16 protein-coding genes and 1 other RNA gene are annotated in these 17,452 nt (G+C 74.0%); 10 read left to right on the forward strand and 7 right to left on the reverse strand.

Annotated elements, in window-relative coordinates; all coding sequences use genetic code 11:
• The first annotated feature begins 187 nt into the window (after positions 1-187).
• From ACWFQ8_RS20490 to ACWFQ8_RS20500, 3 genes are all read left to right on the forward strand, one after another.
• Positions 188-1,042 (forward strand): MaoC/PaaZ C-terminal domain-containing protein, encoded by an 855-nt coding sequence (locus ACWFQ8_RS20490; RefSeq protein WP_453787672.1) that lies wholly within the window; start codon positions 188-190, stop codon positions 1,040-1,042.
• Positions 1,043-1,129: 87 nt separating this feature from the next.
• Complete coding sequence (locus ACWFQ8_RS20495; protein ID WP_453787673.1) at positions 1,130-2,206, forward strand: Zn-dependent alcohol dehydrogenase; 1,077 nt, start codon at positions 1,130-1,132, stop codon at positions 2,204-2,206.
• A gap of 62 nt (positions 2,207-2,268) precedes the next feature.
• Entirely contained in the window at positions 2,269-3,210 is a 942-nt protein-coding gene (locus ACWFQ8_RS20500) for a 3-oxoacyl-ACP reductase (protein WP_453787674.1), read from the forward strand.
• Positions 3,211-3,284: 74 nt separating this feature from the next.
• Here ACWFQ8_RS20500 and ACWFQ8_RS20505 read toward each other — a convergent pair whose 3' ends face one another.
• The gene (locus ACWFQ8_RS20505; protein ID WP_453787675.1) at positions 3,285-4,370 is read right to left on the reverse strand and encodes a hypothetical protein; all 1,086 of its coding nucleotides are present in this window, start codon (positions 4,368-4,370) and stop codon (positions 3,285-3,287) included.
• A gap of 267 nt (positions 4,371-4,637) precedes the next feature.
• On the opposite strand from ACWFQ8_RS20505, the gene ACWFQ8_RS20510 reads away from it, so the two are divergent.
• Genes ACWFQ8_RS20510 through ACWFQ8_RS20520 form a run of 3 tightly spaced genes read left to right on the forward strand, consistent with a single transcriptional unit; the run spans position 4,638 to position 7,587 of the window.
• Positions 4,638-5,504, forward strand: coding sequence for a Nif3-like dinuclear metal center hexameric protein (locus ACWFQ8_RS20510; protein WP_453787676.1), 867 nt, complete (start codon positions 4,638-4,640; stop codon positions 5,502-5,504).
• Positions 5,501-6,244 carry a zinc ribbon domain-containing protein gene (locus ACWFQ8_RS20515; protein ID WP_453787749.1) on the forward strand — a complete coding sequence of 248 codons (744 nt, stop codon included), beginning with the start codon at positions 5,501-5,503 and terminating at the stop codon, positions 6,242-6,244. Before ACWFQ8_RS20510 ends, ACWFQ8_RS20515 begins: the two co-directional genes overlap by 4 nt.
• Positions 6,244-7,587 (forward strand): bifunctional RNase H/acid phosphatase, encoded by a 1,344-nt coding sequence (locus ACWFQ8_RS20520; RefSeq protein ID WP_453787677.1) that lies wholly within the window; start codon positions 6,244-6,246, stop codon positions 7,585-7,587. Before ACWFQ8_RS20515 ends, ACWFQ8_RS20520 begins: the two co-directional genes overlap by 1 nt.
• A gap of 44 nt (positions 7,588-7,631) precedes the next feature.
• Here ACWFQ8_RS20520 and rnpB read toward each other — a convergent pair.
• Together rnpB and ACWFQ8_RS20530 are read right to left on the reverse strand one after the other, a co-directional pair.
• Positions 7,632-8,033: RNase P RNA component class A (gene rnpB, locus ACWFQ8_RS20525), an RNA gene on the reverse strand.
• Between the two features lie 70 nt (positions 8,034-8,103).
• Positions 8,104-9,546: an RNB domain-containing ribonuclease gene (locus ACWFQ8_RS20530; protein ID WP_453787678.1), complete on the reverse strand. Its 1,443-nt coding sequence runs from the start codon at positions 9,544-9,546 to the stop codon at positions 8,104-8,106.
• 190 nt (positions 9,547-9,736) lie between these two features.
• On the opposite strand from ACWFQ8_RS20530, the gene yaaA reads away from it, so the two are divergent.
• Positions 9,737-10,537, forward strand: coding sequence for a peroxide stress protein YaaA (gene yaaA / locus ACWFQ8_RS20535; RefSeq protein ID WP_453787679.1), 801 nt, complete (start codon positions 9,737-9,739; stop codon positions 10,535-10,537).
• A 97-nt stretch (positions 10,538-10,634) separates the two neighbouring features.
• Here yaaA and ACWFQ8_RS20540 read toward each other — a convergent pair whose 3' ends face one another.
• Positions 10,635-11,384 (reverse strand): bifunctional DNA primase/polymerase, encoded by a 750-nt coding sequence (locus ACWFQ8_RS20540; RefSeq protein WP_453787680.1) that lies wholly within the window; start codon positions 11,382-11,384, stop codon positions 10,635-10,637.
• Between the two features lie 180 nt (positions 11,385-11,564).
• Positions 11,565-12,176 carry a TetR/AcrR family transcriptional regulator gene (locus tag ACWFQ8_RS20545; RefSeq protein ID WP_453787681.1) on the reverse strand — a complete coding sequence of 204 codons (612 nt, stop codon included), beginning with the start codon at positions 12,174-12,176 and terminating at the stop codon, positions 11,565-11,567.
• Positions 12,177-12,355: 179 nt separating this feature from the next.
• Here ACWFQ8_RS20545 and ddaH point away from each other — a divergent pair, with 179 nt between their 5' ends.
• Positions 12,356-13,198 carry a dimethylargininase gene (gene ddaH / locus ACWFQ8_RS20550; RefSeq protein ID WP_453787682.1) on the forward strand — a complete coding sequence of 281 codons (843 nt, stop codon included), beginning with the start codon at positions 12,356-12,358 and terminating at the stop codon, positions 13,196-13,198.
• A 21-nt stretch (positions 13,199-13,219) separates the two neighbouring features.
• Here the strand turns inward: ddaH and ACWFQ8_RS20555 are convergent, their stop codons facing one another.
• A complete protein-coding gene (locus ACWFQ8_RS20555; protein ID WP_453787683.1) occupies positions 13,220-14,260 on the reverse strand; it encodes a small ribosomal subunit Rsm22 family protein in 1,041 nt (346 codons plus the stop codon).
• 54 nt (positions 14,261-14,314) lie between these two features.
• Positions 14,315-15,613 (reverse strand): Bcr/CflA family multidrug efflux MFS transporter, encoded by a 1,299-nt coding sequence (locus ACWFQ8_RS20560; RefSeq protein WP_453787684.1) that lies wholly within the window; start codon positions 15,611-15,613, stop codon positions 14,315-14,317.
• A 108-nt stretch (positions 15,614-15,721) separates the two neighbouring features.
• On the opposite strand from ACWFQ8_RS20560, the gene ACWFQ8_RS20565 reads away from it, so the two are divergent.
• Both ACWFQ8_RS20565 and ACWFQ8_RS20570 read left to right on the forward strand, forming a co-directional pair.
• Positions 15,722-16,489: an SDR family oxidoreductase gene (locus tag ACWFQ8_RS20565; protein ID WP_453787685.1), complete on the forward strand. Its 768-nt coding sequence runs from the start codon at positions 15,722-15,724 to the stop codon at positions 16,487-16,489.
• Between the two features lie 64 nt (positions 16,490-16,553).
• The gene (locus ACWFQ8_RS20570; RefSeq protein WP_453787686.1) at positions 16,554-17,417 is read left to right on the forward strand and encodes a PhzF family phenazine biosynthesis protein; all 864 of its coding nucleotides are present in this window, start codon (positions 16,554-16,556) and stop codon (positions 17,415-17,417) included.
• The last annotated feature ends 35 nt before the right edge of the window (positions 17,418-17,452 follow it).

A 17,452-nucleotide genomic window follows, 5' to 3' on the forward strand; every position in this document is an offset into this window, starting at 1 on the left:
GAACCGTATCTGACGTAGAGTCAGGACTCTTCCCAACTGCGGGGGCCTGCGTTATACCTTTCCTTCACCGGCCTAGAACGCGTTCTAGAACCGGCCCGTGTGCGACCTCGGTGCGGTCGACGGTGCGGACGTCCGCACCGAGGTCTTCCAAGGCAGCGCTTCTTCGAGAACAGGGAGCAGCACCCCCATGCCGATCGATGCCGCCAAGGCCCTCGCCGCCGAACCCCGCCAGGGGGACATCGGCTGGGACCACAAGGACATCCAGCTGTACCACCTCGGCCTCGGTGCGGGCCTGCCGGCCACCGACCCCGACGAGCTGCGCTACACCCTGGAGTCCAAGCTCCACGTCCTGCCCAGCTTCGCGACCGTCGCCGGCGCCGGCATGGCCATGCTGGGCGGGCTCGCCGCTCCCGGGATCCGGGTCGACCTCGCGTCCGTCCTGCACGGCGGCCACTCCATCGAGCTGCACCGGCCCATCCCCGTCAAGGGCCGGGCCACCTCCAGCTCCAAGGTCGCCGCCGTCTACGACAAGGGCAAGGCCGCGGTGATCGTGCTGCGCTCCGAGGTCGCGGACGCCGACGGGCCGCTGTGGACCAGTGACGCGCAGCTCTTCGTACGGGGCGAGGGCGGCTTCGGCGGCGAACGCGGCCCGTCCGTGCGGGAGGAGCTGCCCGAGCGGACGCCCGACCGCATCGAGGAGCGCGGGATCCGGGAGGAGCAGGCGCTGCTGTACCGCCTCTCCGGCGACTGGAACCCGCTGCACGCCGACCCCGAGTTCGCCGAGCTGGCCGGCTTCGACCGGCCGATCCTGCACGGCCTGTGCTCGTACGGGATGACCCTCAAGGCCGTCGTCGACACGGCACTCGGCGGGGACGTGTCCCGGGTGCGGGCCTACCGCACGCGCTTCGCCGGGATCGTCTTCCCCGGCGAGACGCTGCGCATCCGGATGTGGGCCGAGCCCGGCCGGGTCCTGGTGTCGGTGACCGCCGCCGAACGGGACGACGCGCCGGTCCTGGCCGACACCGTCGTCGAACACGCGTAGCAGCACCACGCGTAGCAGCACAACGCGTGACAGCACCACGCGTCACCAGCACCACGCGTCACCCGGACCGACAGAAGGAGCCGCACCGTGCGCGCAGCACTGCAGAGCGAGATCGGCCAGGACAAGCTGGAAGTCGTCGACGACATGGAGGCCGTGGGCCTCGGTCCCGGCAAGGTGAAGATCCGGATCAAGGCCACCGGCCTGTGCCACTCCGACCTCTCCGCGATGAGCGGCGTCCTGCCGCAGCCCGCCCCCTTCATCCCCGGCCACGAGGGCTCCGGGGTGATCGCCGACGTCGGTGACGGAGTCACCGGCCTGGCGCAGGGCGACCGGGTCCTCGTGTGCTGGCTGCCGCCGTGCGGCCGGTGTCCGTCCTGCGGGCGCGGTCAGGGACACCTGTGCATGGCGAGCCTGGTCAACGCGGGCACCCCCAACTTCCGGCGCGCGGGCGGGGACGTCTTCGGCTTCGCCGCGACCGGCACCTTCGCCGAGGAACTCGTCGTCGATGCCAGGTGCGCCGTACCGATCCCCGACGACGTGCCCTTCGACATCGCCGCCCTGATCGGCTGCGGCGTCACCACCGGCCTGGGCGCGGCCATCAACACCGCCCAGGTGCAGGCGGGCTCGTCCGTCGCCGTCATCGGCTGCGGCGGAGTCGGCGTATCCGTCATCCAGGGCGCCAAGGTGCAGGGCGCCGCGCAGATCGTCGCCGTGGACCCGGTGCAGTCGCGGCGCGAGGCCGCCCTGCGCTTCGGGGCCACCGAGGCGGTCTCCCCGGACGCCTTCGACGACGCCAAGCACCGGATCACCGGCGGCGAGGGCTTCGACTACGTCTTCGAGGTGGTCGGCAAGTCCGTCACCGCGCAGACCGCGTACCGGATGACCCGCCGCGGCGGCACGGTCTGCGTGGTCGGCGCGGGCGCGCTCGACGACAACTTCCAGATCGACATGTTCTCGCTGTTCTTCGACGAGAAGCGGATCCTGCCGTCGCTGTACGGGGGCGGGGACGTGCTGCGTTCCTACGAGCGCACCATCGCGCTGTGGCGGGCCGGCCGGGTGGACCTGGAGAGCCTGATCACGCACCGGGTGCGGCTCGCGGAGGTCAACGACGCCCTCGACCAGATGCGGACGGGCACGGCACTGCGCACCTGCATCGAGATCTGACCCGCGGGCCGCAGCCCGGCCCGCCGCTCGACCCACCGACCGCATCGAGAGGAATCCGGTACATGTCGCTCCCACTTGAGGGACTTTCCGCCGTCGTCACCGGCGCGGGCCGCGGGCTCGGCCGGGCCGAGGCGGTCGAGCTGGCCCGCCTCGGCGCGAGCGTGGTCGTCAACGACTTCGGCCAGCCCGGCCGGGACGGCTCCGGGGAGGCCTCGGCCGCCCCGGCGCAAGAGGTCGCCGCGCAGATCCGCGCGGCGGGCGGGCAGGCGGTGGCACACCTGGGGGACGTGGCCGACTTCGAGCAGGCGCGCGAGCTGGTGGAGCTGGCGGTGCGCAGCTTCGGGAAGCTCGACGTCCTGGTCAACAACGCGGGCATCCTGCGCGACCGGATGGTCTTCTCGATGTCGGAGGCGGAGTGGGACTCGGTGATCCGGGTCCACCTCAAGGGCCACTTCAACACCACGCACTTCGCTTCCGCGCACTGGCGGGAGCGCTCGAAGGCGGCGGGCGGCCCCGTCTACGGCCGGATCGTCAACACCTCCTCCGAGGCCTTCCTCGGCGGTTCGGCCGGCCAGCCGAACTACGCCGCGGCCAAGGGCGGCATCGTGGGCCTGACCACCTCGACCGCCCTCGCCCTGGCCAAGTACGGGGTGACGGCCAACGCCATCTGCCCGCGCGCCCGCACCCGGATGACCGAGGACGTCTTCGCCGGCTTCGAGGTCCCGGAGGAGGGCAGGCTCGACGCCCTCGCCCCCGAGCACGTCTCCCCGCTCGTGGGCTACCTGGCCTCGCCGGCCTCGGCGAAGGTGAACGGCCAGCTGTTCGTCGTGCACGGCGGGATCGTGGTCGTGATGGAACGCCCCAGGGTGGCGGCGAAGTTCGACACCACCAAGGAGGCCTTCTCCTACGAGGAGCTCGACGAGGTGCTGACCCCGCACTACGACGCCCGCCCCGCGAACGAGACCTTCGCGGCGACGGAGGTCCTGGGCCTCAAGCACGGCTAGGGCCGTGACCGGCCAGGTCCGCCGGTGGGGCCGGACCGCGCGGGAGGCGGGCCGGCCCCCCGGGGTGCCCGGGGTCAGACCGAGGCGAGCGGGGCCTGCTGCAGCGGCACCGGGCGCGGCGCGGCGGGCGCGGGCGAATCCAGGCGGACCTGCGGCGGAGGGCTGACCGGCAGCGCCGTCCCGAGGATCCCGCACGGCACCTCGGGGGTCGCGTACGGGAGGTGCAGCCGGCCCTGCGCGGTCCACAGCCCCGCCCCGCCCAGCCAGCCCACGGGGGCGCCGAGCCGGAAGACCTGCCGGTCGGCGGGCCGCCACAGGCCGATGACGCCCTCGGGCAGCCGCAGCGCGACCCCGCAGGACTCCGGCATCAGAGCCTGGCCCGGCTGCACCGCGAAGGGCGCGGCCACGGCCCCCTCCGCGCGCAGGCACTCCGGGAACCGGACCGGCAGCGAACTGCCCAGCACCCCCCAACCCAGCCGGGGCTCGCCCGGGGCGTCGGAGCGGATCAGCAGGAGTCCGCTGTCCGCGTCGGCCAGCAGCAGCCGGTCGTCGCTGTCCTCCGTGATCTGGAGCAGCGGGGAGACCTCGCCGCCGCGCCCCAGGTCGACGGCGACGGCTTTGGTGGCGCCGTCGAGCTCGCGGTCCAGGGCCAGCAGCCGGCCCGCCCGGTCCAGCCAGACGCCGCCGGAGCAGCGGCCCGGTACGCAGGCGACCCGCAGCGGTCCGGCGCCGGTGCCGGTGACCCGCCACAGCGTGGTCGCGGTGTCCGTGACCGCCAGGGCGAAGGCCCCCGCTCCGTCCGGCGACGGCGGCAGCAGGCGGACCCGTAGGCCGTCCTCCGCCTCCACCGAGCCCAGCTGGAGCTCTCCGGTGCGGGGCCCGCCCGCGGCGCCGCCCGTCGGGTAGAGCAGGGCGAAGGCGTGCCGGTCGGCCACCCGCCGGTGGATCAGCACCCGTCCGTCGGCCAGCGGCAGCACCTCGCTGTCGGCCTCCTCGGGCTGGCCGAGCGGCAGCGGCACCGCGTACGGCTCGGGCCCGGTCAGGGTCCAGCGCTCCGCGTAGCGCGCCTCGCCGTCCCCGGCGAGCCTGGCGGCGTACGAGCCGTCCGCGGCGATCGTGAACGGGGCCGTGGTCGTCATTTCGATGGCACAGACAGTCATCCGGGCCGTCACCTCCGGGCAGGAAGGTAGTTTTCGCACCCCCACCCGACCGGCATGAACAACTCCGCTTCACACATACGGGTGGCCGGGCGGCGGTTCGCCTGTGCCGGTCGAGGCGATTGTGCTGTGCGATATCGGGGCGTTCGGGGCACCCGGGCCGGCGGCCTCCGGCACGGCGGGGGGCCGCGGGCGGCGGCGCGGGCCGGGGCACGGGGCCCGCAGGGTCGTCCTGACCGGGACGGTCGCACCGGACGGTAGCCTTGGGCCGTGCCCCGTCTCTCTGAAGTCATCGCCGCGCTGGACGCTCTCTGGCCCCCCTCGCGGGCCGAGGAGTGGGATGCCGTCGGCACCGTCTGCGGCGACCCCGACGCCGAGGTCACCCGAGTGCTGTTCGCCGTCGACCCCGTACAGAAGATCGCCGACGAGGCGCTGAAGCTGGGCGCCGACCTGATCGTCACCCACCACCCCCTCTACCTGCGGGGCACCACCACCGTCGAGGCCGGCACCTTCAAGGGCCGCGTCGTGCACACGTTGATCAAGAACGACATCGCGCTGCACGTCGCCCACACCAACGCCGACACCGCCGACCCCGGCGTCTCCGACGCCCTCGCGGGCGCCCTCGACCTGCGGATCACCGGCCCGCTGGTCCCCGACCCGAGCGACCCGGCGGGCCGCCGGGGCCTCGGCCGGATCTGCGAACTGGACCGCCCCGAAACCCTGCGCGAGTTCGCCGCCCGGTGCGCGGCCTGGCTGCCGCCGACCGCGCAGGGCATCCGCGTGGCCGGCGACCCCGACGCGCCGATCCGCCGCGTCGCCGTCAGCGGCGGGTCCGGCGACAGCCTTTTCGCGCAGGTCCGGGCCGCCGGCGTGGACGCCTTCGTGACGGCCGACCTGCGCCACCACCCGGTGTCCGAGGCCCGCGAGCAGAGCCCGCTCGCCCTCGTCGACGCCGCCCACTGGGCCACCGAGTGGCCCTGGTGCGAGCAGGCCGCCGCGCAACTCGACGCGATCTCCGAGCGCCACGGCTGGGGCCTGCGTACCCATGTCTCGCGCACGGTCACCGACCCGTGGACGGTGCACGCGCCGTCCGACGTTTCCTCACCTCCCTCTTCTATCTCAGGAGCCCCCAACTGAACGCCGAGCCCGCCGACCAGATCCGACTTCTCGACGTCCAGGCCCTGGACGTCCGGCTGTCTCAGCTCACCCACAAGCTCAATTCGCTGCCCGAGCACACCGAGGTCGACTCGCTGTCCAAGGACCTCACCCAGCAGCGCGACCTGCTCGTCGCCGCCCAGACGCAGGCGAGCGACGCCGCCCGGGAGCAGACCAAGGCGGAGCAGGACGTGGACCAGGTGCGCCAGCGCGCCGCCCGCGACCAGGCGCGGCTGGACTCGGGCGTGGGCGTCTCGGCCCGGGACCTGGCGAACCTGCAGAGCGAGGTCGTCTCCCTCGCCAAGCGCCAGGGCGACCTGGAGGACGTGGTCCTGGAGGTCATGGAGCGAATGGAGGCCGCGCAGGAGCGCGTCACCGAGCTCACGGAGCGGGTCGCCGCCCTGGAGACCAAGCTGACCGACGCCACCGCGCGCCGCGAGGCCGCCACCGGTGAGCTCGACGCCGAGGCCGCCAAGATCGCCAAGGACCGCGAGGTCATCGTGGCGTCCATGCCGACCGACCTGATGGCCCTGTACGAGAAGATCCGCGCCAAGCAGGGCGGGGTCGGCGCCGCGCGCCTCTACCAGCGCCGCTGCGAGGGCTGCCGGCTGGAGCTCGACATGGCCGAGGTGAACGAGATCAAGGCCGCGCCCCGCGACCAGGTCGTCCGTCACGAGAACTGCGGCCGCATCCTCGTCCGTACGGCCGACTCGGGCATCTGATGCAGAGGCCGGTCGGGCTCGTCGTGGAGGCCGACGGCGGGTCCCGGGGGAACCCGGGGCCCGCCGGCTACGGCGCGGTCGTGCTGGACCCGGCGACGGGCGAGACACTGGCCGAACGGGCCGAGTTCATCGGCGTCGCGACCAACAACGTGGCGGAGTACAAGGGCCTGATCGCCGGGCTCAAGGCCGCCCGCGAGCTCGCCCCGGACGCGGCGGTCCTGGTCCGGATGGACTCCAAGCTGGTCGTCGAGCAGATGTCCGGTCGCTGGAAGATCAAGCACCCCGACATGAAGCCGCTGGCCGCCGAGGCCGCGAAGGTCCTCCCGCGCGAGCGGGTGACGTACGAGTGGATCCCCCGGGAACGCAACAAGCACGCGGACCGGCTCGCCAACGAGGCGATGGACGCGGGCCGGCGCGGCCGGCAGTGGGAGCCGTCGGACTCCTCGGCCGTGTTCGCGGCTCCGTCCGGACCGCCGGGGGACGCGGCCGCCGGAGCCGCGGCCGTCCGGGCGGCATTGGCCTCCGGCCGCGCCGTGCGCGCGGCCGAGCCGATCCTCGCGGAGGCCGCCGAGGGCCTCTTCCCCGAGGCCGACGCCCTCGCCCCGCCGCCCGCGGCGGCAACGACCGCTCCGCCGCCCGCGGCGGCAGCGACCGCCCCGGCCGGTACCGGTACCCGCGGCGCGAGCGGGCAGGGGTGGGGTCCCGACATGGGGGAGCCCGCCACCTTCGTGCTGCTGCGCCACGGCGAGACCGCGCTCACCCCGCAGAAGCGCTTCTCCGGCAGCGGCGGCAGCGACCCCGAGCTCTCCGCGACCGGGCTCCGCCAGGCCGCCGCGGCGGCCGAGGCGCTGGCCGCCCGCGGCACCGTCCACGCCGTGGTCAGCTCCCCGATGCGCCGCTGCCGCGAGACCGCACGGGCCGTAGCCGACCGCCTCGGTCTCCCCGTGACGGTCGAGGAAGGGCTGCGCGAGGTCGACTTCGGCGCCTGGGAGGGCCTGACCTTCGCCGAGGTGCGCGAGCGCTTCCCCGACGACCTCCAGGCCTGGCTGGACTCCCCCGAGGCGGCCCCGACCGGCGGCGGCGAGAGCTTCACGGCCGCCACCCGCCGCATCTCGGCCACCCGCGACCGGCTGATCGCCGCCCACGCGGGCCGCACGGTCCTGCTGGTCACCCATGTGACCCCGGTCAAGATCCTCGTCCGCCTGGCCCTGGGCGCCCCGCCGGAAGCGCTGTTCCGCATGGAGCTCTCGGCGGCCTCGCTCTCGGCGGTGGCCTACTACGCGGACGGCAACGCCTCGGTCCGGCTGCTCAACGACACCTCGCACCTGCCTGGAAACACGTAACCCCCGCGCCGGGCGCGGGGGTCAGGTGTGTGAAGAACAGGCGGCAGACGAGCCGGCCTGTACGCCGGGTTCTGTCACCCGGTGACCTCGCGGTCGCCGGGGAGACGGCCATCCATCTAGGACCGGTGTTGCCACCGGTCTCGTGCGGTCTACCCGCGAACTCGGGCGGGCAGCCCTCGAACGTTCGCGCAGACCCGTCCGGGGACGGATCCTCTTGACCTTGCTCCGGGTGGGGTTTACCTAGCCGCCTGGGTCACCCCAGGCGCTGGTGGTCTCTTACACCACCGTTTCACCCTTACCGGGGACCGAGGTCCCCGGCGGTCTGTTTTCTGTGGCACTGTCCCGCGGGTCACCCCGGGTGGGCGTTACCCACCACCCTGCCCTGTGGAGCCCGGACGTTCCTCGGCGGGATCCGAGGATCCCGACGCGGCCGCCCGGCCGACTCGTCTGCCGTGGTGACCATGCTACCCGGGCCGCCGACGCCCCTTGACCCTGACGCGGCGGCAGGTGACGTGACTACGCGGTGGTGAAGAGGATCTTCGCCGTGCCCGGGTCGGCCGCCGAGAGCCGGACCGGGATCCGCTCGCCCAGCGGCAGTTCCCGGGCGGTGGACTCGACGCGGCCGACCACCGCCGGATCGGCCAGGTGGACCGTGCCGACCAGGGGGTCGCGCTCCTTGACGTCGATCACGGTGGCCTCGAAGGTCTCCCCGACGCGGTCCCGCAGCACGGCGGCCTCGACCAGGTCCACGCACTCCCGCTCCACCGTGTTCGCCAGGCGGGTCCCCGCCGCCATCTCCCGGGGGAGCGCCTCCAGTGCCGCCACCGCCCACTGCGGCGGTTCGGCCCCGGCCACCGCGGCCAGGCACAGCTCGCCGCAGTAGCGGTCGACGAGCCGGCGCAGCGGCGCGGTGCAGTGCGCGTACGGGGCCGCCACGGCGGCGTGGATCGCCGGGTCAGGGGTGTCGCCGCCGGTGAAGACAGTGTGGCCGGCGCCCCGCAGCAGGGTCGCGCACTCCTGCAGGAAGGCCGCGTGGGCGGGCCGGTGCGGGTCGAGGGAGCGGACGAGTTCCGCGTACGGGACGTGGTGCGGCCAGTCGATCCCCAGAGCCTTCGCCACCCGGCGCAGCCTGCCCACGGCGCCGTCGGGGGCACGGGGGAGGGTCCGCAGGATGCCGGTCCCGGTGGCGAGCATCAGGTCCGCGGCGGCGATCCCGGTCATGAGGGAGATCTGCGCGTTCCAGCCGTCCGCGGGCAGCGGGGCGCGGTACTCCAGTTCGTACGAGCCGTCGCGCTCCACGACCTCCTGCTCGGGCACGTTCAGCGAGATGCCGCCGCGCTCCCGTTCCAGGGCCTCGCGAAGCCGCCCGATGTCCGCGAGCAGGGCGAGGGGCTCCTCCGCCGTGCCGGTGTCGATGGCCTTCTGGACGCCGTCGTAGTCGAGTTTGGCCCGGCTGCGGACGAGGGCGCGGCGCAGGTCGGTGGTCTCGACGCGGCCCTCGGCGTCCAGGTCGAGCCGCCACAGCAGCGCGGGGCGGGTCTCGGCGGGCAGCAGGCTGGCGGCGCCCTCCGAGAGGACGGCCGGATGCAGCGGGACCCTGCCGTCGGGGAAGTACAGGGTGGTGACGCGGCGGTGGGCCTCCGCGTCGACGGCGCCGCCGGGCGTGACGAAGGCGGCGACGTCGGCGATGGCGTAGTGCACCCGGTAGCCGCCGCCGGGCCGCCTCGCCAGGTGCATGGCCTGGTCGAGGTCGACGGAGGACGGCGGGTCGATGGTGAAGAAGGGCAGGTCGGTCGCGTCGGCCTCCGGCAGCCGGGGCTCGCGCGCGGCCCGCTCGGCCTCGGCGAGCACCTGGTCGGGGAAGCGTGCCGGTACGCCCAGCTTCGTCCGCAGTTCACGCAGCGCGGCCCGCAGGGCAGCCCCGTCTGCGCCGGTCATGTGCATATGACGGCGTGGCATGGACCGAGCCTAGAGCCGTGGGCCCCGGGCGGCGCGGTGAACGGGTCGGCGACCGACCCGGTAGAGGCGGCGGGCGGGGCGCGGACCGGGGGTCGGGGTGGGCGGACGGCGGCGGGGCGGCAGGTCCGCGCCGTCTACCCTGGGCCGGGGGCCGCATCCCCTGCGACGTGTCGTACCGAAGGAGAACACCGTGCTCGTGCTGCTGCCGCCGTCCGAAGGAAAGGCCGCCGGCGGCTCCGGCGCACCGCTGAAGCCGCAGGAACTGTCGCTGCCCGCCCTGGCCCCGGCGCGCGCGGCCGTGCTGGAGGAACTGGTCGAGCTGTGCGCCGCGGACGAGCTCAAGGCGCGCGAAGTGCTGGGCCTGAGCGAGGGCCTGCGCGGTGAGGTCGCCAAGAACGTGGAGCTCCGCACGGCGGCGGCCCGTCCGGCGGGCGAGATCTACACGGGGGTGCTGTACGACGCCCTGGGCCTGGCCGACCTGCCCGCGGGGGCGCGCGAGCGCGCCGATGCCGCGCTGCTGGTCTTCTCGGGGCTCTGGGGCGCGGTGCGCGTCACCGACCGGATCCCGTCGTACCGCTGCTCGATGGGCGTGAAGCTGCCGGGGCTGGGGGCGCTCGGCGCGTACTGGCGCGGGCCCATGGCGCAGGCGCTGCCCGAGGCGGCCGGGGGCGGGCTGGTGCTGGACCTGCGGTCGTCGGCGTACGCGTCGGCGTGGCGGCCCAAGGGCGAGATCGCCGGGCGGACGGCGACCGTGCGGGTGCTGCACGCGCAGGTGGTGGACGGGGTGGAGAAGCGGTCCGTGGTGAGCCACTTCAACAAGGCGACGAAGGGGCGGCTGGTCCGGGACCTGCTGCTCGCGGGGGCGGAGCCGGGGACGCCGGGGGAGTTGGTGACGGCCCTGCGGGATCTGGGCTACGCGGTGGAGGCCGAGGCGCCGGCGAAGCCGGGGCGGGCGTGGGCGCTCGACGTGGTCGTGACGCAGATCCACTGAGCCCGCCTCGGCGGGACTTTGCCCCGGACCCGCTGCGGCGCTCCGTGCCCGCGGCTCGAACCCCGGCGGGGCCGGTCCCCGGCGGGGGCCGGTTCGGCTACCGGCCCAGCGGCCAGGCGACCGTCGCCGGGGTCTGGGCGGAGGTTCCCGCGTAACGGGCGCACGCGTCCGTGAGGGTTTCCAGCAGGGTGAGGGGGTCCGGAAGGGGGTGCTCCATGCCGCGCAGCCAGGTCACCGCGTGGTCGCCCGGCAGCGCCGCCGGCGGGACGAGCACGTAGCTGCCCCGGCAGTGCCAGCGCAGGCCCGGGTGTTCGTCCATGGTCTCGGGGTGGCAGTCCAGTTCGCAGGGCCACCACTCGTCCTCGTCCTCGGGGGTGCCGCGGGTGGCCGTGAAGAACAGCATCCGGGCCTGGTCCCCGGTACCGCCGGACTCGGCGACGGGGCCGACCTCGATGCCGGCTTCCAGGAGCCGGGCGAGGGCCGCCGTACCGGCTTCCAGCGGGACGTCGAGCACGTCGTGGACCATGCCCGTCGCGGTGATGAAGTTCGCTTGCGGCTGGTTGCGCGCCCAGCGTTCGACCTGCGCGCGGTCGGTGGTCGACTGCGTCTGCCAGGCGAAGGAGATCGGGTGACGTGCGGGGGTCGGACAGCCGATCCGGTCGCACGAGCACCGGTAGGCGCTGGGATGGGCGGCGGGGGCGAGCGGCAGACCTGCGGCCGCGACGGCCAGGAGGAGCGCTTCGCGCTCCTGTCCGGGGTCCGTGGCCGCGGGTTTCTGCCGCCTGCGCAGCCACTGGGAAATCCTGCTCTGTTGGCCGCGTTCGACGCGTCCGGACTCAGACCCCATACATCCCCTCACCTCACGGTTGCCCCGGCAGACCGAACCATGCTCCCACCATCCTGCGCCCCGGGTGACCGCTCTCGGCGACCGGGGGGTTCGCCGCGGTGGTCGGGAAGGCCCTACAAACCCCGACATTGCGTACAAACGCCACCTGGTCGGGGCCTCTTCCGTCGGATGCCCGGCCGGTCAGCGGGCGGTGACGTTTGCCACCCCGCCCAGCACCCGGTCCACGAGCGCGTCGGTGTACGCGTGCGTGAGCGGCGCCGTACGCAGGAGCCAGCGGTACGTGAGGGGGCCCAGCAGCATCTCCACCGTCAGCCGCAGGTCCGTGTCCGGGGCGAGCTGCCCGGCCTCCCGAGCGGTGCGCAGCCGCTCCTCGTACAGGGCGAGTTGGGGTTCCAGCAGCTGTTCGGTGAAGCGGGCGCCGAGCTCTGCGTCGGTCGCCCCGGCCGCCGTCAGGGCGCGCGCCGGAGCCTCGTACTTCTCGTCGTTGAACTCGTCCACGGTCGCCCGCAGGACGAGCTTCAGATCCGCGGCGAGGTCCCCGGTGTCGGGGAAGCCGCTCCAGTCGCCCTCGGTCCCGGCGTCCCCGGCGAGCGCCAGCGAGGCGTCGAGGAGGACGGCCGCCTTCGAGGGCCACCAGCGGTAGATGGTCTGCTTGCCGACTCCGGCGCGGGCGGCGATGGCCTCGATGGTCAGCTTGTTGTAGCCGACCTCCCCGACCAGCGCGAGGGCGGCGTCGAGGATCGCCCGCCGGGAGCGGTCGCTGCGGCGCGTGGCGTCAGGGGTCTTCGTCATCCTCCGACGATATCAATGCGAGACGTATCGTCTTCTTTGCGCCGTCTTCTCCGCGCCGCCTTCTTCGCGCCGCCTTCTTCGCGCCGCCTTCTCTCGATCCGGTAAACCACCCGATCAGTTCACTGCGCCGTCCCCCTTGAGGGGAGACGATTCTCCATACCCGGCACCCGGCACCCGTCGTGAGCCGTGTACGTCGTGAGGAGCCTGCTTTGCGCAGAGTCGCCACACCCCGGCGCTACCTGATGTGCCCACCCGCACACTTCAAGGTCACGTACTCCATCAACCCGTGGATGGATCCCACGAAACCGGTGGACCTGCCCCTCGCACACGCCCAGTGGGAGGACCTGAGGGACCGCTACCGCGCCCTCGGCCACACCGTCGAGACCCTCGTACCCGACCCCGCGCTGCCCGACATGGTCTTCGCGGCGAACGGGGCGCTGGTCGTCGACGGCCGGGTGCTCGGCGCCCGGTTCGCCCACCCCGAACGCGCGCCCGAAGCCGAGATCCACCTCGACTGGTTCCGTACCCACGGCTTCCGGGACGTCCACGAGCCGTCCCACATCAACGAGGGGGAGGGCGACTTCGCCGTCACCGCCACCTACCTCCTGGCGGGCCGGGGTTTCCGCTCCAGCCCGCTCTCGCACGACGAGGCGCAGGAGTTCTTCGGCCGCCCGGTCATCGGCCTCGACCTGGTGGACCCGCGGTACTACCACCTGGACACCGCGCTCAGCGTCCTGGACGGCGACGAGATCATGTACTACCCGCCGGCCTTCTCGCCCGGGAGCCGTGCGGTGCTGGCGCGCCTGTTCCCGGACGCGCTGATCGCCGACGGCGCGGACGCGGCCGCCCTCGGCCTCAACGCGGTCTCCGACGGCCGGCACGTCCTCCTCCCGCAGGCGGCCGCCGGGCTCCTGGCACCGCTGCGGGACCGGGGCTTCGAGCCGATCCCGATGGACCTCGGGGAGCTGCTCAAGGGCGGCGGCAGCGTGAAGTGCTGCACCCAGGAGCTGCGCCCGGCCTAGCCGCGGGGTCGGCCGCCGGTGCTACGGGGCCGGCGGCCACTCCTGGCCCCAGTCGGCGTCCCGCGCCGCCTTGTAGAGGTCACCGTTGCGCTTGGTCACGGTGGCCCGGGTCAGGCCGCCGGGGGAGGAGCCGGTCCCGGCAGTGGCGCCGTCGGCGCCGCCGTCCAGCGGGCCGCAGAGCTCCAGGAGGACGAGCCCCTTGCGGATCTGCGGCTTGCGCGTGATCCGGAAGGCGGTCGGCTCCACCGGGAAACGGGTCGCGGCGACGTAGCTGAACTTCTCGTCCTCGTACGCGAGGGAGCCGCCCTTGACCTTTCGGTGCAGCGAGGAGCGGCTGACCCGCGCCGAGAAGTGGCACCAGTCCTGCCCGACCTCGATCGGGCAGGTCCCGTCGTGCGGACAGGGGGCGGCGACCCGCAGCCCGGCCTCGATCAGCTGCTCGCGGGCCTCGCGGATGCGCAGGTAGCCCTCCGGGGTGCCCGGCTCGACCAGCACCACGGCCCGGCCGGCCCGCGCCGCCTCGGCGACGACGGCCCGGCGGGCCTGCGGGGTCAGTTCGCCGAGCACGTACGACACCGTCACGAGGTCGGCCTCGGGGAGGGCCAACCCCGTCCCGATGACCGCCCGCCGCCACTGCGCCGCGCGCAGGACGGGCGAGCCGGAGGCGGTCGCCAGCTCCCGGCCGAGGGCCAGGGCCGGTTCCGCCCAGTCCAGCACCGTGGTCTCGCGCGGGCCGTCCCAGGTGGCGTCCACCGCCCAGGTCGCCGCGCCCGTGCCGCCGCCGACGTCCACGTGGGAGACCGGCGACCACTGGGGCGCGGCGACCGCGAGGCCGTCCAGGGCGGTCCGTACGGCCTCGAAGGTGGCCGGCATCCGGTACGCCGCGTACGCCGCCACGTCGGAGCGGTCGCGCAGGACGGGCACGTCGGTGGGGATCTGCCCCCGGTAGCTGGCGATGAGCCGCTCGACGGCGGCTGCGGCCTGCTTGGGCGGGAGGCCGTCGAGCAGCCCGCCCAGCGTGCTGCGCAGGGTCTCGGCGGTGGTGCGGGCGGAGGCGTTCACCAGCGAAGTTTACGCGGCCCCGGGGAGCGGCCCGCTCCCGGGGACGGACACAGGCTAGACGGGGGCGGTGTTCTGCCAGGGGCGGCACAGGCCGAGGAAGCAGCCCACCGACACCAGGGAGCACACCAGCTGCACCACGGCCATCGGAACCGCCGTGTCCTCGCCCGCGATGCCCACCAGCGGCGAGGCGACCGCCCCGACCAGGAAGGAGGAGGTGCCCAGCAGCGCGGAGGCCGAGCCGGCCGCGTACGGGGTGCGCATCAGCGCCTGCGCGTTGGTGTTCGGCAGCACCAGGCCCATCGCGGACATCAGCACGAACAGTCCGGCGGAGACCGGGAACAGGCCGACCTCCCCGAAGACGCCCGTCGACATGAGCAGCAGGGCCACCGAGGCGGCCGTGATGACCGCGAGCCCCACGGCCAGCGCCTTGTCCAGGCTGACCCGGCCGACGAGCAGCTTGCCGTTGATCTGGCCGACGACGATCAGGCCGACCGAGTTGAGGCCGAAGAGGAGGCTGAAGGTCTGCGGCGAGGCGCCGTAGATCTCCTGCACCACGAAGGGGGAGGCCGAGATGTACGAGAACAGCACGGCGAACGCGAACCCGCCGGCCAGGGTGTAGCCCGTGAACACGCGGTCGCCCAGCAGGCCGCGCATGGTCCGCAGGGCGGCCCCGACGCCGCCGGTCTGCCGGCGTTCGGGCGGCAGGGTCTCGCCGAGCGTGCGCCAGACCGTCAGGGTGAGGACGACGCCGACGCCGGTGAGGACGAGGAAGACCCCGCGCCAGTCCGAGAAGCGCATCACCTGGCCGCCGATCAGCGGGGCGATGATCGGGGCGGAGCCGGATATCAGCATCAGGGTGGAGAAGAAGCGGGCCATCTCGACCCCGTCGTACAGGTCGCGCACGACGGCCCGCGCGATGACGATCGCGGCCGCTCCGGCCAGGCCCTGGAGCAGCCGGAAGGCGATCAGCAGTTCGGCGCTGGGGGCGAGGGCGCAGATCGCGGTGGCGAGGACGTAGACGACCATGCCGACGAGCAGGGGCCGCCGGCGGCCCCACTTGTCGCTCATCGGGCCGATGACGAGCTGGCCCAGCGCCATGCCCGCGAGGCAGGCCGTCAGGGTGAGCTGAATGGTGGCGGCCGGGCTGTTCAGGGCGGTGGTGACCTCCGGCAGGGCCGGGAGGTACATGTCCATGGACAGCGGCGGCAGGGCGGTGAGCCCGCCGAGGACGAGGGTGACGAGCAGGCCGGTGCGGCGTGCTGCCTTCGGGGACGGTGCGGTGGTGCCGGGGGCGGAGGGCGATGCGGGCGACGGCTCGGGCGAGGCGGCCGTCGCGGGGGCTCTCTCCGACATGCGGAACTCCAGTCTGCTCATCTTCTTCACGCACCCCTGACCGACCCATGTTCTCAGCAATCGGAACGTCCGGGGGTGGACGTCCGGTGTGACGTAGCCTGCGGCCCCATGACGTCAGGTACGAAGAAGATCGCCGTGGTGACAGGGGCCGGCAGCGGAATCGGCCGCTCCGTGGCGCTGGCCCTGGCCGCGGCCGGCTGGGCCGTGACCGCTGCGGGCCGCCGGACCGAGCCGCTGGAGGAGACCGCGCGGGCCGCCTCCGCCGCCGGCGCCGGGGAGGTGCTGCCCGTACGGGCGGACGTGAGCGATCCGGACGATGTGAACGCGCTGTTCGAGACGGTAGGGGAGCGGTACGGGCGCCTCGACCTGCTCTTCAACAACGCGGGTACCTTCGGCCCGGCCGGGGTGCCGCTGGAGGACATCGGCTACGAGGCCTGGCGCTCGGTGGTCGACGTCAACCTGACCGGCGCCTTCCTCTGCGCCCAGGCGGCGTTCCGCCGGATGAAGGCCCAGGACCCGCAGGGCGGCCGGATCATCAACAACGGCTCCATCTCCGCGCACGTGCCGCGCCCGAACTCCATCGCCTACACCGCCACCAAGCACGCCATGACGGGCCTCACCAAGTCCCTTTCGCTGGACGGGCGCCCGTACCGGATCGCCTGCGGCCAGATCGACATCGGCAACGCGGCGACCGAGATGACCGAGCGCATGCGGACGGGCATCCTCCAGGCCAACGGGCAGCTCGCCGTCGAACCGGTCATGGACGCCGCCGACGTCGCCCGCACGGTGCTGCACATGGCCGAGCTCCCCTTGGAGGCGAACGTGCAGTTCGCGACGGTGATGGCCACCTCCATGCCGTACATCGGCCGGGGTTGAGGCGCGCCCCCCGGGGCGCGGGAAGCCCGTTGCCGCGCGGCGCGGGCGCGTGGATCATGAGCGCATGACCGACACCGAAGTGCTGCGCTACACCGCCTTCTCCCGCGACCCCGCGGGCGGCAACCCCGCCGGGGTCGTCCTCGACGCGGCCGGGCTGGACGACGCCGCCATGCTGGGGATCGCCGCCGCCCTGGGGTACAGCGAGACCGCGTTCCTGACCGCCCCGCCGCAAGGGCTGGGCGGGGAGCCCGGCCGGGCCTTCACCGTGCGCTACTTCAGCCCGAAGGCGGAGGTCCCCTTCTGCGGGCACGCCACGGTGGCCACCGCCGTCGCACTGGGGGAGCGCATCGGCCCCGGGGAACTGCTCCTGTCGACCCGCGCGGGGACCGTCCCGGTGTCCGTCACTCCCGAGGACGGCGGGCTGCGGGCCACGCTGACCAGCGTCGAGCCGCACACCGAGGAGATCGGGGCGACCGACCTCGCCGAGGCGCTCGCCGCCCTGGACTGGCCGGCGGCGGACCTCGACCCGGCGTTCCCGCCCCGGATCGCCTACGCGGGAGCCCGGCACCTGGTGCTCGGCGCCGGCACCCGGGCCCGGCTCGCGGACCTCTCCTACGACTTCGCGCGGCTGGAGGCGCTGATGCGGCGCCTCGATCTCACCACCGTCCAACTGGTGCACCGGGCGGGCCCGTACCTGTTCCACGTACGGGACCCGTTCCCGGTCGGCGGGGTGGTGGAGGACCCCGCCACGGGAGCGGCCGCCGCCGCCTTCGGCGCGTACGCCCGGGAGCTCGGCCTGGTCCCGGCGGACGCCGTGCTCACCCTCCACCAGGGCGAGGACATGGGCCGGCCGGGGGTCCTGACCGTGGAACTGCGGGCGGGGGACGCGCGGGTGCGGGTGGGCGGCGCCGGCGTGCGGATTCCCTGATCGGTACCGGCCGCCTTCCACCGGCTCCGGCCGCC

The organism is Streptomyces sp. NPDC055254 (assembly GCF_053606025.1).